General features: G+C 50.0%; 14 protein-coding genes. 11 read left to right on the forward strand and 3 right to left on the reverse strand.

Annotation, left to right across the window (positions count from 1 at the left end):
* The first annotated feature begins 1 nt into the window (after position 1).
* Positions 2-970, forward strand: a complete 969-nt coding sequence (gene egtD, locus ACJJI7_RS17130; RefSeq protein WP_282950712.1) for an L-histidine N(alpha)-methyltransferase — start codon at positions 2-4, stop codon at positions 968-970.
* The gene (locus tag ACJJI7_RS17135) at positions 954-1,466 is read left to right on the forward strand and encodes a DUF411 domain-containing protein (protein WP_020415278.1); all 513 of its coding nucleotides are present in this window, start codon (positions 954-956) and stop codon (positions 1,464-1,466) included. Before egtD ends, ACJJI7_RS17135 begins: the two co-directional genes overlap by 17 nt.
* A gap of 74 nt (positions 1,467-1,540) precedes the next feature.
* On the opposite strand, the gene ACJJI7_RS17140 is transcribed toward ACJJI7_RS17135, so the two are convergent.
* Positions 1,541-2,785 carry an ArsB/NhaD family transporter gene (locus tag ACJJI7_RS17140; protein WP_282950711.1) on the reverse strand — a complete coding sequence of 415 codons (1,245 nt, stop codon included), beginning with the start codon at positions 2,783-2,785 and terminating at the stop codon, positions 1,541-1,543.
* A gap of 114 nt (positions 2,786-2,899) precedes the next feature.
* Between ACJJI7_RS17140 and ACJJI7_RS17145 the strand changes: the two genes are divergently transcribed.
* Entirely contained in the window at positions 2,900-3,397 is a 498-nt protein-coding gene (locus ACJJI7_RS17145; RefSeq protein ID WP_282950710.1) for a hypothetical protein, read from the forward strand.
* A 252-nt stretch (positions 3,398-3,649) separates the two neighbouring features.
* Positions 3,650-4,639, forward strand: coding sequence for a hydrolase (locus tag ACJJI7_RS17150; protein WP_282950709.1), 990 nt, complete (start codon positions 3,650-3,652; stop codon positions 4,637-4,639).
* A gap of 73 nt (positions 4,640-4,712) precedes the next feature.
* Here ACJJI7_RS17150 and ACJJI7_RS17155 read toward each other — a convergent pair whose 3' ends face one another.
* Complete coding sequence (locus ACJJI7_RS17155; RefSeq protein ID WP_282950708.1) at positions 4,713-5,759, reverse strand: methyltransferase domain-containing protein; 1,047 nt, start codon at positions 5,757-5,759, stop codon at positions 4,713-4,715.
* Positions 5,760-5,993: 234 nt separating this feature from the next.
* On the opposite strand from ACJJI7_RS17155, the gene ACJJI7_RS17160 reads away from it, so the two are divergent.
* From ACJJI7_RS17160 to ACJJI7_RS17170, 3 genes are all read left to right on the forward strand, one after another.
* Positions 5,994-6,614, forward strand: a complete 621-nt coding sequence (locus ACJJI7_RS17160) for an RNA polymerase factor sigma-70 (RefSeq protein ID WP_444901663.1) — start codon at positions 5,994-5,996, stop codon at positions 6,612-6,614.
* Positions 6,615-6,618: 4 nt separating this feature from the next.
* Positions 6,619-6,813 carry a zf-HC2 domain-containing protein gene (locus ACJJI7_RS17165; protein WP_282950707.1) on the forward strand — a complete coding sequence of 65 codons (195 nt, stop codon included), beginning with the start codon at positions 6,619-6,621 and terminating at the stop codon, positions 6,811-6,813.
* A gap of 174 nt (positions 6,814-6,987) precedes the next feature.
* Positions 6,988-7,164: a hypothetical protein gene (locus ACJJI7_RS17170; protein WP_282950706.1), complete on the forward strand. Its 177-nt coding sequence runs from the start codon at positions 6,988-6,990 to the stop codon at positions 7,162-7,164.
* Between the two features lie 180 nt (positions 7,165-7,344).
* On the opposite strand, the gene ACJJI7_RS17175 is transcribed toward ACJJI7_RS17170, so the two are convergent.
* Entirely contained in the window at positions 7,345-8,265 is a 921-nt protein-coding gene (locus ACJJI7_RS17175; RefSeq protein ID WP_020415285.1) for a DUF2092 domain-containing protein, read from the reverse strand.
* A 267-nt stretch (positions 8,266-8,532) separates the two neighbouring features.
* Between ACJJI7_RS17175 and ACJJI7_RS17180 the strand changes: the two genes are divergently transcribed.
* The 4 genes from ACJJI7_RS17180 (at position 8,533) to ACJJI7_RS17195 (ending at position 14,791) form a co-directional block, all read left to right on the forward strand.
* Positions 8,533-8,955, forward strand: coding sequence for a hypothetical protein (locus ACJJI7_RS17180; protein WP_282950704.1), 423 nt, complete (start codon positions 8,533-8,535; stop codon positions 8,953-8,955).
* 76 nt (positions 8,956-9,031) lie between these two features.
* The gene (locus ACJJI7_RS17185; protein ID WP_282950703.1) at positions 9,032-10,363 is read left to right on the forward strand and encodes a TolC family protein; all 1,332 of its coding nucleotides are present in this window, start codon (positions 9,032-9,034) and stop codon (positions 10,361-10,363) included.
* A 14-nt stretch (positions 10,364-10,377) separates the two neighbouring features.
* Complete coding sequence (locus tag ACJJI7_RS17190; protein WP_444901662.1) at positions 10,378-11,631, forward strand: efflux RND transporter periplasmic adaptor subunit; 1,254 nt, start codon at positions 10,378-10,380, stop codon at positions 11,629-11,631.
* Between the two features lie 13 nt (positions 11,632-11,644).
* Positions 11,645-14,791 carry an efflux RND transporter permease subunit gene (locus ACJJI7_RS17195; protein ID WP_353375359.1) on the forward strand — a complete coding sequence of 1,049 codons (3,147 nt, stop codon included), beginning with the start codon at positions 11,645-11,647 and terminating at the stop codon, positions 14,789-14,791.
* The last annotated feature ends 37 nt before the right edge of the window (positions 14,792-14,828 follow it).

Raw genomic sequence — 14,828 nt, forward strand, 5'->3', positions numbered from 1 at the left:
TGTGAAAGCAGCCTTATCGTCCGTTCCAGAAAAGCAGCAACAGGATAGCGAATTTCTCAGGGATGTTCTGGAGGGGTTGGGAGGAAAAAGAAAAACATTGCCCTGTAAGTATTTGTATGACGAAGTAGGCTCTCGCCTTTTCGAGGAGATCTGTGAGGTTTCGGATTATTACCTGACCCGTACAGAGGCAAGTATATTTGCCACTAATCTTAAGGATATAGCCGATAAAATTGGACCTGAAGCGCTGCTAATCGAACCCGGTGCAGGTAATTGTGAAAAAATCGAAGCACTACTTGCTCAATTGGAATCCCCAAAAGGTTACTACCCGATTGATATATCCCCAGAGATACTTCTAAATGCTGAGCGTAGAATCAAGGCGAATCAACCCGAGATGCAAGTCTGGAGTGCGGTTGGTGATTTCACTCAGCCGGATGTATGGGACCAGTTAACCCAGCTTCCCTCTCGCAAGAGAGTCGTCTTCTTCCCTGGGTCAACAATTGGTAACTTCGAGCCGGATAAGGCTGAGCAGCTACTGGAACTATTTGCTGCGAACTTAGGAGCCGGTGATGGGTTGCTTATTGGTACTGATTTGGTCAAGGATTCGGTGAGGCTTGAGCGAGCCTACCATGACAGCGAACATGTTACCGAGAGGTTCAATAAAAACCTTCTAAATCGTATCAATACAGAGCTTGAGGCAGATTTTGACCTTTCCCTGTTTGCCCACCGTGCTTTCTACCACCAACTTCGCAAACGGGTTGAAATGCACTTAGTTAGCCTGAAGGATCACAGTGTATCAGTAGCTGGAACGCGTGTGGACTTTTCCGAGGGGGAAACAATACATACGGAAAATAGCCACAAGTATTCCATCAGTGATTTTAACCAGCTGCTTGCCAGGGGTGGATTCAGGCCAATCTGTCACTGGAAAGATGCTGCTGCATCTTATGCGATTCACTATGCCCAGGCCATTTAACGTTCTGGTAAAGGTTTTTTCATTATTTGTAGTAACAGCCCTCTTTGTCAGTGCTGCTATCGCTGAGCAGGACGATGATAAAATCATCGTCTATAAGCATCCGCTCTGCTTTTGCTGCAAAAAGTGGGTTAGCCATCTGAGAGAGAATCAATTGCAGGCATCATCTGTCTTCAAAGTAGATATGCAAGCAGTAAAAAAGCAATGGGGAGTACCCAAAGGTATGGAGGGGTGTCATACGGCTGTGTGGCAAGGGCGGTATGTATTCGAGGGGCATGTGCCCGCGCAATTCATACAAAAGTTCCTGGCATCGCCCCCTAAAGATAGTGTTGGCCTGATGGTGCCGGGGATGCCGATAGGCAGCCCCGGTATGGAAGCCAAAGATAAATTTGAGCCTTACAACATCTACTTGTTGTTGCAAGATGGGGATTATCGGCTCTATGCGCGCATAGAGGACCCGAGAGCTATTCAGTTAATGGATAGTAAACCTGCAGAATAAATGTCTAGATGTTTTTCCTTGGTTGTTTAAAGCCTTTCCAGATATTTAATATAATTATTTTATTGCAGCTTACTTTATTTGGATGCGTACCATAGAATCCAAAAATAGCTAATCAGTACACTGGAAATGCTCACCGGCAGCATTAAGAAGAAGAACTGCCAAAAGTTAAATGCCTTGATGCCAAATTTCTCAGCCTGTTGCAGCACAATAATATTACTTGCGGCACTGATGATAAATAGATTGCCAGCTACAGTGGAAATTGCAGAAAGTATCATTAGTGTTTGGGTTTCATGTTTGTGCAATAAATTGAGGTATATCTCAACTACAGGTACATTGGAAAACAATTGGCTGGCAAAAAAGCAAACAAAAGCAACAGTTTCTGGTTCAGCCAGATTGATGCCGCTTTCTTTAAGGAAAAACTGTAGTGACCCTGATTTTAAAAGAGAGCCTGTAACCACAAACATCGAAATAAAGAAGAAGAGGGTGGGCCAGTCGACTTCGCGTAAGATTTGCCGTCTTTTCCTGCTGGTTATGTAAATAGGTAGGCATGCAGCCAATCCGATCTGGCCTATAGAGGGGTGGTAAATGCCTTCCACATTATGCAGTACACTTCCCAAAATAATAAATACTAATAGCAGCACAGCAGATAATAGAGCGGGCCACTTTTGAGTGATCTTATTCTCCTCCCGGTATTTCCTGCTTGCCTCATAGTTGGCGATATCACTGGTTCTAAGAAAGCGTTTAAGCCATAGCATAGAGGTTAACAGGGTTATAACTGCAGGGATCAATATCCATTGGGCAAAGACAATAAACATATTGTCGAAATTACCCGCACCGGCAATCAGTATATTTTGTGGATTTCCTACTGGCGAGATCATACTGCCAATCGTTACCGTAGCACATAGAATAATAAGCAGTGGAATCAACCCCCAGTTCATATTGCGTGCCAGCATAATTGCAATAGGAACACCGATCACTGCGGCTGCGTCGTTAGTGAGTATTGCTGCACATATCGCCATGGTGATGACATAAGCTGCTAGCACCATATTGGGACTCTGAAAAGACAGGATACGCTTGCTGATTTGGGTGGATATTCCGGTGTCGTACAAAGCGGAGGCAATTGAAAAAACTGAAAACAGGTAAAGAATAAGATCCCAATCTATGGCAAAAAAAGCTTCCCGTAAGGTGATTTGCCGCATCAATAGCAGTGCTACAGCGCCAAGGGTCATGATATGCCAAATGCGAATAATAGATGGAAGCCACTGACGTGCGGCAATCAATAGAAAAATGATTGCTGAGACAAAGAGGCTTATCGACATGAGTACGGGTCCGGGCTTAGCCCCTTATAGTTGCTACGCTGGAGTCGATGCTCGCCATTTCCGACAGTTCCAAAGCACCAGTCCAGGCGAAAGATTTATAAATAAGACTTAATTATGAGTTTAAACAAACCTCTTCTCTTTACGAATTTCTTCGCAGGAGATGTGGTTGCTGGTTATTTGCTTTCTGCCATACATTGGAAGGCTGATGAAACAGGTATTGTCCTAGAGATAGGCGGGATTACCATTGTACTTCTACAAACACCTGCTGGTGCTTTTATTGATAGCACTCGTTTCAAGTGTGGACTGATTGCTAGTTGCGGCATAATTATTACTGCTGTGTCAGTTTTAATTGTCATGTTGATCAGCCGTAAACCGATTATTTACACGTCCCAGATTTTGATGGGAGTCGCGATAGCTTTTGTTGCGCGCTCAACTGTGGCGATTACTTTGGGGGTTTGCACAGAAAAGACATTTGCCCTGCAAACCAGGCGGCCAATCATGCTGGTAATATTTGCGCTGCTGCAACTGCAGCTGTATAGGCATCGCCGCTGGCGCAGCTATTTTTTTGTAATTTTTGTTCCAGAAACCATGCGCAAATCAGCTAAGTGCTAGTGGGTGAATGACAGCCTTAACCTCATAGATTGTCTCAATGGTAGCCGAGTCTTGACGCGCAACACCACTCCTCAAGCAGTCGTCGGTAGTTATATACTGAAAGTACCCGTATAACCTTTGTACGATACCCAAGGCGCTCAAGGCCTGATCTGATGTCGGAGGCGGTGAATTCCCGCCAGGGCCAGGGTTAGCCACTATGGATAGTGAGTTAAAAGTGTGTGGGGGATTCATTCCGCCAGTTGGACCTGATGTATGACTGAAAAGTTTACGCCTGCAACAGGCCTTGGGAACTGCCACCTTCAAACTGTATTTGGCCGCCTGCACCGGCCTTCCCCGTGGATTAATACCAGCCGTCGCTGGTATGAAACCCCTGATGGCGACTGCCTCGCTATGCACTATCCTCGTCCACTGGTGGATGATCCAGATCTTCCTTTGGTTCTGATACTCCACGGCCTGGAGGGGTCAGTAGCCTCTCCTTATGTGCAGGGGCTGATGCAATCTTTGTTGGAGCGGCACTACCAGGTAGCGGTAATGCACTTTCGCGGTTGTGGAGGTATTCCTAATCGATTGCCTCGAGCCTATCACAGTGGTGATAGTGAAGATCCTCGTTGGATGGTAGAGCAGCTGAGAGGGCAGTTGCCATCTACCCCGATTCTTGTGGTCGGTTATTCACTTGGTGGTAATGTGTTGCTGAAGATGCTGGGGGAGGACGGTATCTGCAGTCCGGTGGTAGGTGCAGTAGCTGTATCTTCCCCAATGGATCTACATGCGTGTAGCCGCAGAATCAACACTGGCCTATCCAAGCTCTACCAGCGGCACTTGCTCAGTTGTCTGCGCCTCACTCTTAAGCAAAAGGCGGAAGACCCTGGTATGGCAGCTGCTTTACCCAATTTGGACGATGCTACTTACTTTGTGAACTTTCGCCGGTTTGACAATACATTTACCGCACCCCTACATGGCTTCCGTGATGTCGATGACTATTACACCCGAGCTTCCAGCAAACGGCTGCTCAAGGAAATCCGGGTGCCAACAATGATTATTAATGCTGTAGACGACCCATTTGTGTGTCCGACTGCAATCCCACAGCAGGGTGAAGTCAGTGCGATGGTCAATCTTGAAATCAGTGAGCACGGTGGGCATGTAGGGTTTGTCGGTGGGACACTATGGAATCCGAATTATTGGCTGGAGCAAAAAATTCCCGCCTTTTTGGACTCTGCCCTAGGGCGTGGCAGATCTGGCTAAGGTTGCCGGCCCCCTATTCATTTTTAGATGTTTAGGAATACCGGCCAAATTCGGATTAGCGAATTAAGTACCCCTAGCAGCATTGTCCCTTGTTTTCGTTGCTTTGCAGCGCACGAGTAGAAAATGGCATCTCACGGCCACAGCCGGGAAATAGGCCGAAATGTTGGGAAAAGTCGCCAATATACTCAAAGTGGGGTGCCATTCGCGTCTCTGCCAGCATTCTCCATGTATTTCCACAGACAGGGAAAACACGGCCTTTCTCAATTACGTGATGCCCATCCAAGATAAATTCGTGTGGGCAACTTGGGATGGTGCCTTTGTATACAACTGCTTGGCCATAGTCTTCACAATCCTTTTCCAGCTGCGCCAGCTTGAACAGACGGTAGGTTGCGGAATAAAAGCGCACAGAACCACAGCGTGCGGAGAGGGTCGTATTTGTAACCTCCAGCGGGCGGCTTTCCATCAAGCGACTATCGCGAAATCCACTGCTTTGTGCCAGTTCCAGGAAGTCATTCCAGTAGAGGGCGCCACCGAGACACTCTCCCACTAGCTCGGGATCGGTGCGCAGGGTGTCTGGTACACGGCGGTCTGCGTAGACGTCGGAAAAATAAAACTCCCCGCCATCCTTGAGTAGCCGGTGGAGGCCGCGCAGTACGGCTCCTTTATCAGTGGACAGGTTCACAACACAGTTCGACACAATCACATCAAAACTGCCGGGCTCCAGATTAAGGTTTTCTAACTGCTCAATGTAACCATGCAGGAAGGTGACGTTGTCATAGCCAAATTTCTCCGAGTGGTAACTCTGGTGTTCGCGGGCAATTTGTAGTTGCTCATCAGTCATATCGACACCGACTACTTCGCCGCTTGGTCCAACCAATTGAGATAGTAGGTAGATATCGCGGCCGGAACCGCAGCCCAGGTCCAGCACCCGGCATCCCTCCAGCAGGGGTGGGCACACAAGCCCACAACCGTAATAGCGGGATAGGACCTCCGGGTGAATATTGGCCAGCAAAGGCTTCAACCACTCCGGGACAGCGCTGGCATCGCAGCAGGCATCAGTCTTCAAGTCCGATGAGCTTTTCAGTTGACGTCCGTAGTAGTCCTGTACAATGTCGTGCATCGGTTTTTTACCTTTCGCAGAGTTGCTTTCCTATATGGCACCAAAGCGCCTTCGCTGGGATCTTTTTACCTGTGTAAGAAGTCTGTAACAAGTGCAGGATTCGCGCGACCAAGTATTAGTAACTGGCAAACGGTTAAAGTTGCCTTTTGATGTCAGTGGGAGCTGGTTGTTAGATAATCTCTGCTTTTTGGTTAATATCCCCAGTTTCCGCGTTGACATTATGAGGGAACGTAATTGAGCAATTACCTTGTCCCGGGCGCCTCCACAGAAGAAGGTGCTGAAGACTCCCTGCAAAATTCACAGTTTCTTGTGGATTTGCGCCAGCAAATGCTTCGTTTTGCCAGTTTGCAGCTGCAGGATACCCAGCTAGCTGAAGATGCTGTACAGGAGGCCCTGATGGGGGCCCTGAAAAACTCTCGCAGTTTTAATGGCCGTTCAGCACTCAAGACCTGGGTTTTTGCCATCTTGAAAAACAAGATCGCCGATGTACTACGCCAGCGTCAGCGCTTTGTGGATGCAGACCAGCTTGTGCACGGCGACAGGGAGGAACATGATCATGATGAGTTATTCGATCAGACAGGTCACTGGCAGAAGGATGAGCGCCCCAAGAAGTGGGCTGATCCCGAGTCGGCGATTCACGATAAGCATTTCTGGCGAATCTTTGAAGCCTGCCTTAATTACCTGCCATCCCGCCAGGCCCAGCTATTTATGATGCGCGAGTTCATAGAGCTGGAAAGCCACGAGATTTGTGCCGCTGCCGAAGTGTCGGTGAGCAACTTGAATGTGACATTGCACCGAGCGCGCCTGCGCTTGCGTGAATGTCTGGAAGATCACTGGTTTGGCGTGGAGGGGTGAGCTGATGAAATCGTGCCGGGAAGCTACACGCCTGATGTCCGAATCCCAAGAGCGAAACCTGAATTTACGCGAGCAGGCGAGCCTAAAATTACACTTGGCAATGTGTGCGCCTTGCAGGAATTTTGGCAAGCAAATGCAAGTTCTTCGTCGTATTAGCAAATCTTATGCTGAAGGCGGGCCGGAGAAATCGGAAGATTAGCCCCACCATATGTTTATGGTGGGGCCCTTCCAAACTACCTGACAATTGCCCGCCTTGGGGGTGGTACATGTCGGTAGGCTATATGACCAGCCACAAAATGGGGCTGATACCAGTAGGCCCCGCAGTGCTCATAGGTCACATTACCAATTGTCACCCTTACACAGCTGGGTGGTAATGTGTACAGCCAGCCGCCTACTCCAACCGCAGTCACACCCCAATATGCCGGCCCTGGGTAGGGCCAGTGACGTGGCCGCCAGGGTGGAGGATAGGGCCGGTGATGAGGGTGTATCGGGCGTACTGGGTGAAATGGTGGATGATTGGGAAACCTGCGCTCAAATTCCCCGGCCCTGAAATCGCCGTGAAAGCGACCTTCAGGCATTGGTCTAAAGGCATTGAAATGCCCACCTACATTAAAATGAGCCCCAGCCCCACCATAGTGACCGCGCGCCTCTACTGGGGTGCTGAGTACCGACATGAACAACCCGCCCGATAGGAGTAGCAGTGCCGCCAGCCTCGCAAAGTTAACACTGATCATTGTGCACCCTCCATTTGCTTATTTGGCTCCGCCTTCTTCAGTGGGATCTTCTTAAGTTTCTCCGTAGCTGGCTTATACTTGCCTGTTGCCCCAGGCTTGGCCTCCATCCACTTTAAAGTGGCGAGGAAACGGGGCTTGGATGGGTCCCGGGTATTCACTGTGGAGATACGCAGGGGTAGAGGCTGATCTCCAACCTTTATCCAGATTTCCCAATCGAGGTTCTCCGACCGAAAAGCCCAGTGTTTGGTGCGCTGGCCATTTACCATAGGTGAGTTCACCAGAAATCCCTCTTTGATTCCGGCCCAGGCATCTGGCTTGCGTCCCCACTCAAGTAAATCGGCGAATGGTATTTCAATGCCGTAGTCCTTGGCTGCCTGGGTGAGCACCTCCGGTGTCGGTTGGGAGGCCTCTATTTCGGCAAAATAGCCATTACGAGGAGCCAGCATCGTGAACTTATTGTCGCTATGGAAGAATTGACGGGTTATTGAATCGGTGGTCAGGTCGACACGTAACTGATCGGGAGGTGTCGCCATATACATGACTTTACCGCCAATTAAGAGCTTCTGCTTATTATCCAGTACCACTTCAGTGAATATGCGGGCATTGAACATCAGCGTTTTCATACTTGCCAGGTATTTCCCCATTTGCTGCAAAGCCTCCATGGCTTTGGGGTCAATCGATTGGTTGGACTCGGCACTCTCCATTTGATTGGTTGGTGTCTGTGGCGAGTCTTTCTGACCTGGTGGCGGAGAGGGCTTGGGCACCGAGCCATTGGGTTCGGTTGTTTGGCTCTGGCTCTCTGCAGTTTCTGATGGCGGGGGGGGAGAGGGCTGGGCGGTTGCGGCAGGAACAGATATTACCAGCACTGCAAGGATCAGGGCACGAGTTAGGCCACCTAAAGGTTTCGGAGCGAGCATTTACCGGTACCTCTCAAGTCATACTCATGGCATTTAAATCAGTGTAGAGGACTTACCGGGTGGCGCAGAAAGGTGTGCTATGAGGCTGACAGGTGCAGGAGTAGCAGTGGCCTAATATGAAAAAACGTACCAGTCAGTTTGATGGGCAGCTTTAATAAAGTGACCCATTAGGCATTTTATCCTTAAAAATGAATAGCTTGGGACGAGCCTATTTGAGCTATCCTGACTTGTTTGCTAGAGTCGAGCGTAAGATTATCCAGTTTCTTTATGTCCATGAATGTTGTTCGACTGTCTTTTTTGCTGATTGCACTGCTGGTCTTCCAGACCGCAGGTGCTTTCTATGACAGTCACGATGAACTCCAGGATATCGCCAGTCACCTGCCTCTTCATCATAATGTGGACCATGAAGAGGCCTCAGGGAAGATTCCATTTCCCAGTGCTCCAAGCAACCCCGCTCTTGATAGAGATACCCTGGTATCTCAAGCTGGGGAAGAGCCTGACCAATCTGCTCCGCTGCTGGATTTTTGTAATCACTGTTGCCACTGCCATGGGAGCTCTATCACCGGGCTACTTGGCCAGGCATTCCAATCAATTTTAACGGGCAGTATCACATACCGGGAGTTGGCAAGCGCCGCGGTTCCCAGTGGTTACTTCTCACCTTTACTACGCCCACCTATAACCCAAGTCTGACCTTTCTATTGCTGCGCGAGTAAAGAGAGTCGAAAGACCCAACTCGCGTGTACGAGATGTGACTTGGGAGATATCCATGGATTTGTTTCACACGCTCATTGCGAGTGTGGTTTGTCGCCGTGCCGCCTGGCCATTGGCGGTGGCGATATTGTGTTTACCTACGCAGTCAGTATTTGCGCAGAAGGGGGAGTTGCTGACACTACCAAATGCGGTTGGGCTTACGCTCGCGCAGAACCCAGAACTTGCAATTTTTCCATTACAAAAAAGAGGGCTGGACGGTGCCGGGCAGACCGCAGCCCTAAAACCGGAGATGGAGCTGGGTGTCGAGACTGAGTACAAGCACTTCAATAATGGTGACTCGGATAATGCCCCAGATCCGGAAGACGATGCTGACAATGAGTTTGAACTGACGGTAACTCTCTCTTCTGTTGTGGAGCTGGGGAATAAGCGGCAGGCTCGAATAGATGTTGTCAATGCGCAGCGGGACCTGCTCATCGCTGATGAGCAGGCGATGGCCTTAGATCTGCTGGCGGAAGTTATCCGCCGCTATGCCCAGGTATTGGCTGCTCAGGAACTGGTGGTATTGGCGGAAGAGAAAGTCTCGCTTGCACGTGAGGCATTGAGTGCCGTTAGTGCGCGGGTCAGCGCTGCGGCCAGTCCTGTGTCAGAGCGAATGCGTGCGGAGTCCTCCCTGGAAAAAGCCATCCTCGCCGAACAGACCGATCAAAGCATGTTGGTGTATTACAAACATGCACTCTCGGCGCTATGGGGGCAGCCGACCCAGAACTATTGGGTGGATTCCGCCGAGCTTTATCGCTTTGAGCCGGGTGCCAGTTTTGAAGTGTTGTATGAAAGAGCCCAGGAAAACCCTGCGATTGCGCGCTTTGCCTCTGAAGAGCGTTTGCAGGCTTCAAGGCTACGGTTGACCCAGACTAACTCAAGGCCGGATGTTGGTTGGTATGCTGGCCTTCGTGTGAATCCGGCAGTGAACGAAACTGCTGTCCTGGCAGGCTTCAACGTTCCACTTTTAACAGCCAAGCGCAACCGTGGTGCCGAACTAGAGGCAGTGGCAGAGCTAGATCAAGTCATGCTGCGCCGTGAGGCTGCCCTGTTGCAGCTCTATCCTCAGCTTTTTCTTGCCGTGACCAGCCGTGAACAGGCTCTCGGCACTGTCTCCACATTGCAGGACTTTATTATTCCCAAACTTCGCCAGGCTTTGAATGAAGTGGATCGCGCTTACCGTCGCGGTAGGGATTCTTATGTAGACCTTATTTCCGCAAGAGAAGAATTGCTAAATGCCAAGCGTGCGCGAATTGAAGCAGCGCGATCTGTACTTCTTTTTGGCGCAGAGATCGAACAATTGACCGCCAGGCCCCTGGGGCCCATGGGCGCCGATAGCAGTAAATAATTTTGGATTGAGAAATGAGTAAATCAACTTATGTGATTCGGTTGGCAATACTATTCTTTTCCCTCATTTTTTCGGGGGATTGGCTGGTATCCCAAAGCTATGCAAGCGGCAGTCATGGTGATAGCCATGGAGGACACGAAGAGCACGAAGAAGCAAAAGGCCCAAACGGAGGCCGATTATTAGAAAAGGGCGATCTCACAGTAGAGCTCCTGATTTACGAAAGCGGTGTTCATCCGGAATTCCGTGCTTGGGTTACCCGTAATGGTAACTCTCTGGAAAATGCCAGCCTTTCCGTTGAGCTGGAAAGGCTTGGCGGCCAAGTGGATCAAATCTCTTTTAGCTGGGACTCCAGCACAGCGTTCTATCGTGGTGAGGGTATGGTAAAAGAACCGCACTCTTTCGATGTTTTAGTTTCTGTTTTCCTCAATGGTGAGCGTACCGAGTGGAAATATGAATCCCATGAAGGCCGCGTACAGATCTCTGAGCAAATAGCAAAAAAGGCTGGTATTAAAACCGCAGTTGCTGGTCCAGGCTCTATTAAAGAAAGCGTCACCTTATATGGTAAAACTGCGATTGATCATCGTAGCCTAAGCCATGTGCGGGCCCGCTATCCGGGAACCGTAATTACCATAAAAAAAGCGCTTGGTGACTTGGTAGAGAAAGGGGAAGAACTCGCTACTATCGAATCCAATGATAGCTTACAAACTTATCCATTGGTTGCACCGATTAGTGGCCAGATTATCGACAAGCAGGCCAGCCGCGGTGAATTCAGTGGTGAGCGAGTGCTGTTTACCATAGCAAACTATGATCAACTGTGGGCCGAGCTCCAGGTGTTTCCCACTCGTCGCGGCCAGATTAGCCGTGGCCAGAAAGTTTCCATTACTGCTGGTGACCGCACTTTCGAGTCAACGATTACCAGTCTTGCTCCCGGTGGTAATGGCCAGCCCTTCGCGATTGCAAGGGCAGTGATTGAAAACTCAAATGATCTCTGGACAACAGATCTGATGGTGCAGGGGCAAGTTGTAACCAGTGAAAATCCTGTGCCTCTAGTGGTTGAAAACCAGGCCTTGCAGCCTTTGCGCAATTGGACAGTGGTATTTGTCAAAGTAGGGCAAGCCTACGAAGTTCGTCCGCTCAAGCTTGGACGTACGGATGGCAAGGTGACAGAGGTGCTGAGTGGCCTCAATGTGGGTGATCGCTATGTCACGGAGAACAGCTACCTGATTAAAGCGGATATCGAAAAATCCGGTGCTGCGCATAACCACTAATTGAGGCGAGAAGATGATTGAAAGCATCCTGCGCTTCTCAATTGAGCGGCGCTACTTCATTCTATCCCTGATTTTTGTGTTGGTGGGGCTAGGGATTTGGAGTTACCAGAAGTTACCGATTGATGCGGTCCCCGACATTACCAATGTTCAGGTTCAGATTAATACCGAGGCTCCTGGTTACTCGCCATTGGAGGCAGAACAACGGATTACTTATCCTGTGGAGGCGGCACTCGCCGGCCTTCCCAACCTGGAATACACCCGTTCGATTTCCCGCTACGGACTTTCCCAGGTCACTGTAGTTTTTAGAGAGGGCACAGATCTCTATTTTGCGCGTAATTTAATTAACAGTCGCCTTGGTGCGATTAAAAGCAAATTACCACCTGAGCTGGAACCAGAGATGGGGCCCATTGCCACCGGGCTTGGTGAGATTTTTATGTACACCGTGGAGGCAATGCCCGGTGCCACCCAGCCAAATGGGCAGCCCTACGACGCCACAGCATTACGGGAAATCCAGGACTGGATTATTAAACCACAACTGTCTTTGGTGCCCGGTGTTACTGAAGTGAATACCATTGGCGGCTATAACAAGCAGTATCATGTCACTCCAGATCCTCGGCAGATGCTCAATTTCGGCGTATCCATGGAGGATATTGCTGAGGCCCTACGTCGCAATAACGAAAGTCGCGGTGCCGGCTACCTGGAGACTAACGGTCGCCAACTGCTGGTGCGCTCACCGGGGCAGCTGCAGAATATTGCCGAAATTGAAGGTGTGGTGATTACCAGCCGCGCTGGGGTGCCGGTCAAAATTTCGGATGTGGCCGAAGTAGCTATCGGTAAAGAACTGCGTACCGGTGCCGCCACTCGCGATGGCGAAGAAACCGTACTGGGCACCGCGATGATGCTGGTGGGGGAAAACTCCCGCGAAGTGGCCCTTAATGTTGCGGATGCTTTGGAGCGTGTAAAATCTACGGTGCCAGAAGGTATCAAGGTGGAGGCGGTTTACGATCGTACAACACTGGTAGATAAAGCCATCGCTACAGTGCAGAAAAACCTTATCGAAGGGGCTCTGCTGGTTATCGTCGTGCTGTTTCTTTTGCTGGGGAATATTCGAGCGGCCTTTATTACTGCAGCAGTGATTCCGCTTTCCATGCTTGCCACCATTTTCGGCATGGTGCAAACCGGTGTTTCTGCCAACCTGATGAGTCTCGGCGCACTCGATTTCGGCCTGATTGTCGATGGGGCCGTGATTATCGTGGAGAATGCCATTCGCAGGCTTGCGGAGGCTCAGAATCGCAAAGGTGGCAAGCTGCCCTTGCAGGAGCGGCTGGAGCTGGTATTTCAAGCCACTAATGAAGTGATTCGCCCCAGCTTATTTGGTGTGCTGATTATCACTGTAGTGTATATACCGCTGTTCACACTGACCGGCGTGGAAGGCAAGATGTTCCACCCCATGGCTGCCACTGTGGTGATGGCCTTGCTGGCCGCATTGGTGCTTTCACTGACTGTTGTGCCCGCAGCGGTTGCTGTTTTCCTTACCGGCAAAATCAGTGAGAAAGAAAACAAGGTAATCGTTGCTACCAAGTCTCTGTATAAGCCACTGCTAATCGCTTCGATGAAAGTGCGCTGGCTGGTGCTTTCCGGTGCTCTTGCGCTGGTACTTTTTTGTAGCTGGCTCGCCACTACCTTGGGCTCGGAATTTATTCCTCAGTTGAATGAGGGAGACATCGCACTGCACGCTTTGCGGGTTCCTGGCACCGGTTTGGAGCAATCGATCGAGATGCAGCGCTTGCTGGAACAGCGGATTAAGGAGTTTCCCCAGGTAGATAAAGTATTTGCAAAAATTGGTACCCCGGAAGTGGCGACGGATCCAATGCCGCCTAATGTAGCCGATAATTTTGTAATCCTGAAATCCAGGGATCAATGGCCCAACCCGAAACTGTCCCAGGAACTATTGGTGGCGGAAATTGAGGAAGCTGTACGTGAGTTGCCGGGTAACAACTACGAGTTTACCCAGCCAATCCAGATGCGCTTTAATGAGCTGATTTCTGGTGTGCGTGCAGACTTAGGTATTAAAGTGTTCGGTGATGATTTGGATCAGCTGGTGACCTCCGCCAATGAAATCCTCGGCGTACTGAATGGGATAGAGGGTGTTGCCGATGCGCGAGTAGAGCAGGTGGAGGGGCTGCCAGTTCTCTCCATATTGCCGAAGCGTATTGCGCTAGCGCGCTACGGCATAGACCTACAAACCTTGCAGGATCTGGTTTCCACCGCTATTGGGGGTGAAGAGGCCGGATTGATTTACGAAGGCGACCGCCGTTTCCAATTGGTTGTACGCTTACCGGAAGAGCTACGCAGGGACTACAAGAATCTCGGTGATTTGCCTGTACCTTTACCTGCAGGCAGCCCATTGGGTAGTTACGTCCCCTTGTCTGAAGTCGCCAGTCTGGAAATGACTCCAGCCCCAAACCAGATCAGTCGTGAAAACGGCAAACGCCGTATAGTAGTAACAGCAAACGTACGTGACCGTGATCTGGGGTCTTTCGTCGAAGAGGCGAGGGCAGGTATTGAGCAGCAGGTCTCCCTGCCTGCGGGCTACTGGTTAGTATATGGAGGCACTTTCGAACAACTGGAGTCCGCGAGCACCCGTCTTTCTATCGTGGTCCCGTTAACACTCTTGGTAATCCTCGGTTTACTGGTAATGGCCTTCGGCTCGTTTAAGGATGCTTTGATTATCTTTACCGGAGTCCCTTTGGCATTGACTGGAGGTGTTTTGGCTCTATGGCTGCGGGATATGCCGTTGTCAATATCTGCCGGAGTCGGTTTTATCGCACTTTCCGGTGTGGCAGTCTTGAATGGCTTGGTAATGCTCTCCTTTATACGGCAACTGCGCCAGCAAGGAGGAGAGCTGCTTACCTCCATCATTGATGGCGCTATGATCAGACTACGCCCTGTTTTGATGACTGCACTGGTTGCTAGTCTTGGCTTTGTGCCTATGGCACTGAACGTGGGCACCGGGGCTGAAGTCCAAAGACCGCTAGCTACTGTGGTGATTGGGGGAATTATCTCTTCGACACTGCTAACTCTATTTGTATTGCCGTTACTTTATCGGATTGTGCATGGGAGAGAAGAGGTCATTAAAGAAAGTATAAAGTTGACTTAATTTTTCGTGTATCTGCCTACTTCACCTAATAAGTGGG

Source organism: Microbulbifer variabilis, from assembly GCF_056232115.1.

Coding starts and splice junctions, on each gene's coding strand:
- ACJJI7_RS17145 (WP_282950710.1), top strand. CDS start 2,900: ATGAGTTTAAACAAACCTCTTCTCTTTACGAATTTCTTCGCAGGAGAT.
- ACJJI7_RS17180 (WP_282950704.1), top strand. CDS start 8,533: ATGTCCATGAATGTTGTTCGACTGTCTTTTTTGCTGATTGCACTGCTG.
- ACJJI7_RS17170 (WP_282950706.1), top strand. CDS start 6,988: ATGTGTACAGCCAGCCGCCTACTCCAACCGCAGTCACACCCCAATATG.
- ACJJI7_RS17165 (WP_282950707.1), top strand. CDS start 6,619: ATGAAATCGTGCCGGGAAGCTACACGCCTGATGTCCGAATCCCAAGAG.
- ACJJI7_RS17135 (WP_020415278.1), top strand. CDS start 954: ATGCCCAGGCCATTTAACGTTCTGGTAAAGGTTTTTTCATTATTTGTA.
- ACJJI7_RS17190 (WP_444901662.1), top strand. CDS start 10,378: ATGAGTAAATCAACTTATGTGATTCGGTTGGCAATACTATTCTTTTCC.
- ACJJI7_RS17195 (WP_353375359.1), top strand. CDS start 11,645: ATGATTGAAAGCATCCTGCGCTTCTCAATTGAGCGGCGCTACTTCATT.
- ACJJI7_RS17155 (WP_282950708.1), bottom strand. CDS start 5,759: ATGCACGACATTGTACAGGACTACTACGGACGTCAACTGAAAAGCTCA.
- ACJJI7_RS17140 (WP_282950711.1), bottom strand. CDS start 2,785: ATGTCGATAAGCCTCTTTGTCTCAGCAATCATTTTTCTATTGATTGCC.
- ACJJI7_RS17185 (WP_282950703.1), top strand. CDS start 9,032: ATGGATTTGTTTCACACGCTCATTGCGAGTGTGGTTTGTCGCCGTGCC.
- ACJJI7_RS17175 (WP_020415285.1), bottom strand. CDS start 8,265: ATGCTCGCTCCGAAACCTTTAGGTGGCCTAACTCGTGCCCTGATCCTT.
- ACJJI7_RS17150 (WP_282950709.1), top strand. CDS start 3,650: ATGACTGAAAAGTTTACGCCTGCAACAGGCCTTGGGAACTGCCACCTT.